5 tRNA genes and 2 rRNA genes are annotated in these 1,974 nt (G+C 44.4%); all 7 read right to left on the reverse strand.

What is annotated here, in order from left to right:
* Positions 1 to 379: ribosomal RNA gene (locus L1D22_RS21885) — 23S ribosomal RNA — on the reverse strand; the annotation flags it as partial.
* A gap of 683 nt (positions 380 to 1,062) precedes the next feature.
* Positions 1,063 to 1,138, reverse strand: a tRNA-Val gene (locus L1D22_RS21890).
* A 68-nt stretch (positions 1,139 to 1,206) separates the two neighbouring features.
* Positions 1,207 to 1,282 (reverse strand) — tRNA-Ala (locus L1D22_RS21895).
* Between the two features lie 25 nt (positions 1,283 to 1,307).
* Positions 1,308 to 1,383, reverse strand: a tRNA-Val gene (locus tag L1D22_RS21900).
* 25 nt (positions 1,384 to 1,408) lie between these two features.
* Positions 1,409 to 1,484, reverse strand: a tRNA-Lys gene (locus tag L1D22_RS21905).
* Between the two features lie 20 nt (positions 1,485 to 1,504).
* Positions 1,505 to 1,580 (reverse strand) — tRNA-Glu (locus L1D22_RS21910).
* Between the two features lie 124 nt (positions 1,581 to 1,704).
* A 16S ribosomal RNA gene (locus L1D22_RS21915) occupies positions 1,705 to 1,974 on the reverse strand; the annotation flags it as partial.

Below are 1,974 nucleotides of genomic sequence, written 5' to 3' on the forward strand. Positions count from 1 at the left end.
TATCACGTGTCCCGCCCTACTCGTTTTCACTGATGATGAGATGTCGATTACGGGGCTATCACCCTTTATTGCGGCACTTTCCAGAGCCTTCATCTGTCTCATTAAAAGCTTAAGGGCTAATCCAATTTCGCTCGCCGCTACTTTCGGAATCTCGGTTGATTTCTCTTCCTCGGGGTACTTAGATGTTTCAGTTCCCCCGGTTTGCCTCCTGTTGYTATGTATTCACAACAGGATACTTACTTATGTAAGTGGGTTTCCCCATTCAGGAATCCCAGACTYAAAGGTTATTACTACCTAATCTGGGCTTATCGCAAGTTATTACGCCTTTCATCGCCTCTGACTGCCAAGGCATCCACCGTGTACGCTTAGTCACTTAACCATACAACCCGAAAGGGTCTCTGTTTTACTTTCACTTTCCTTTTTATTTTCACTTTTAAAAAGTGAAGACAAACAGGAGTGAAAACAAACGCGTATGGCAACTAACCAAGGTTTTTGGTTGTCATTAAGAAGGGTTAATTCTCAATGACTGTTTGCCGGACTCAATGTGANCTGGGCTTATCGCAAGTTATTACGCCTTTCATCGCCTCTGACTGCCAAGGCATCCACCGTGTACGCTTAGTCACTTAACCATACAACCCGAAAGGGTCTCTGTTTTACTTTCACTTTCCTTTTTATTTTCACTTTTAAAAAGTGAAGACAAACAGGAGTGAAAACAAACGCGTATGGCAACTAACCAAGGTTTTTGGTTGTCATTAAGAAGGGTTAATTCTCAATGACTGTTTGCCGGACTCAATGTGAATCAAACCAGGTTTGATTCGAATACAAGACACTTGAATGTGTTTGTTGTGTTTATACTGTTCTTATTAAATAAGAGCAGATAAACATTGAGAACTTTTAAATTTGATTAACTTAATCACAGCCTTGAGCTGTTTGATTTCACTTTTTAAAGTGAAAACCAATTAAGTAATCAGTCAGCTTTCCAAATTGTTAAAGAGCAAGAGTTTCAAAGTGTTAAACTTTCAAAACCATTTTTAAAAACTCTCCGAGGAGAATGCTTAAATATGGTGGGCGATACCGGGCTCGAACCAGTGACCCCCTGCTTGTAAGGCAGGTGCTCTCCCAACTGAGCTAATCGCCCATGATAGTTTCTTTTGCCTTCACTTTTTAAAAAGTGAAAATAAAAGCCATCCTTACATGGAGAAAGAATGGTGGAGCTATGCGGGATCGAACCGCAGACCTCCTGCGTGCAAGGCAGGCGCTCTCCCAGCTGAGCTATAGCCCCATATTTTTATTTCCTTGGGAGGAAATGGTGGGCGATACCGGGCTCGAACCAGTGACCCCCTGCTTGTAAGGCAGGTGCTCTCCCAACTGAGCTAATCGCCCCAAATTTTATTTCCTTGGGAGGAAATGGTGGGTCGTGCAGGATTCGAACCTGCGACCAATTGATTAAAAGTCAACTGCTCTACCAACTGAGCTAACGACCCTTTTTACTTCTTGAAGGAAGTGGTATCCCGTAGGGGAGTCGAACCCCTGTTACCGCCGTGAAAGGGCGGTGTCCTAGGCCTCTAGACGAACGGGACACTGCTAGTTTATCTCCACTTTAAAAAGTAGAAACAAACTTCGAAGAACCTTGGGAGTTCTTCKTCTCTTTTACTTTCTAAACCTAATCAATCTGTGTGGACACTTATCGTGARTATCTTCGTATAAGGAGGTGATCCAGCCCCAGGTTCCCCTAGGGCTACCTTGTTACGACTTCACCCCAGTCATGAACCACAAAGTGGTGAGCGTCCTCCCCGAAAGGTTAAACTACCCACTTCTTTTGCAGCCCACTCCCATGGTGTGACGGGCGGTGTGTACAAGGCCCGGGAACGTATTCACCGTAGCATTCTGATCTACGATTACTAGCGATTCCGACTTCATGGAGTCGAGTTGCAGACTCCAATCCGGACTACGACGCACTTTTTGGGATTCGCT

Origin of the sequence: Vibrio sp. Isolate34 (genome assembly GCF_022397915.1) — a bacterium.
Classification (GTDB): Bacteria; Pseudomonadota; Gammaproteobacteria; order Enterobacterales; family Vibrionaceae; genus Vibrio.